At 73.5% G+C, this 1,332-nt stretch carries 1 pseudogene; it reads left to right on the top strand.

Features of this window, described 5'->3' with window-relative positions:
- Window positions 1–1,332 (top strand): annotated as a pseudogene (locus tag HGA02_RS19555) (error-prone DNA polymerase); the annotation flags it as partial.

A 1,332-nucleotide genomic window follows, 5' to 3' on the forward strand; every position in this document is an offset into this window, starting at 1 on the left:
CCGCCCCGACCGCCCGCACGACGGGCACGTCGGACTGTGGCCGCCGGAGGGCCACGGTTCGGGGGGCGAGCCGCACGACCGGGCCACCGCGGTGAGCACGGCACGCGACGAGCGGCGGCGCGCCAAGGCGTCGATGTGGGGCAACACCTACGAGCCGCCGCCGGTGCTGACCCGGTCGCCCCGGGGCACGGAGGTGCCGGGGCTGGCGACGTCCGACGGCCACGACGTCGTCCCCGCGGTGCTGCCGCCCGCGGCGAGCGACCTCGACGAGATCCCGGCGCACGTCGTCGACCTCGCGGACCGGTTCCTGCGGCTGCCGCGGCACCTCGGGATCCACTCGGGCGGCATGGTGATGTGCGACCGGCCGGTGATCGAGGTGTGCCCGGTGGAGTGGGCGCGCATGCCGGGACGCACGGTCCTGCAGTGGGACAAGGAGGACTGCGCCGACGCGGGGCTCGTGAAGTTCGACCTGCTCGGGCTCGGGATGCTCACGGCGCTGCGGCTCGCGTTCACGGACGTCGAGAAGCACGAGGGGGAGAAGCTCGACCTGCACGCGCTGCCCGCGGAGGACTCGCGGGTGTACGACCTGCTGAGCGCCGCGGACACCGTCGGGGTGTTCCAGGTGGAGTCCCGCGCGCAGATGGGGACGCTGCCGCGCCTGCGGCCGCGCACGTTCTACGACATCGTCATCGAGGTCGCGCTCATCCGGCCCGGGCCGATCCAGGGCAACTCGGTGCACCCGTACATCGAGCGCGCGCACGGCCGGCAGGCCGTCACGTACCTGCACCCGCTGCTGGAGAAGTCGCTCGCCAAGACCAAGGGCGTGCCGCTGTTCCAGGAGCAGCTCATGCAGATGGCGATCGACGTCGCCGACTTCACGCCCGCGGAGGCCGACCAGCTGCGCCGCGCGATGGGCTCGAAGCGCTCGACGGAACGCATGGAGGCGCTCAAGGGACGGCTCATGTCGGGCATGGCGAAGCACGGCATCGGGCCGGACGTGGGGGAGCAGATCTACGAGAAGCTGCGCGCGTTCGCGGACTTCGGCTTCCCGGAGTCGCACGCGTACTCGTTCGCGTTCCTCGTGTACGCGAGCGCGTGGCTGAAGGTGTACCACCCGGCCGCGTTCTACGCGGGGCTCCTCGCGGCGCAGCCGATGGGCTTCTACTCGCCGCAGAGCCTCGCCGCCGACGCGCGCCGGCACGGCATCGAGGTGCTGCGGCCCGACGTGCAGGCGTCCGACGTGCAGGCGTGCGTCGAGCGCACCGGCCCGACGCCGCCGGACGGCGAGCCGCTGCTGGTCCCCGCCCCGAGCGGCACCGGTCCGGCCGTCGC

The sequence above is a fragment of the Cellulomonas septica genome, assembly GCF_012396155.1.
Lineage (GTDB): Bacteria > Actinomycetota > Actinomycetes > Actinomycetales > Cellulomonadaceae > Cellulomonas > Cellulomonas septica.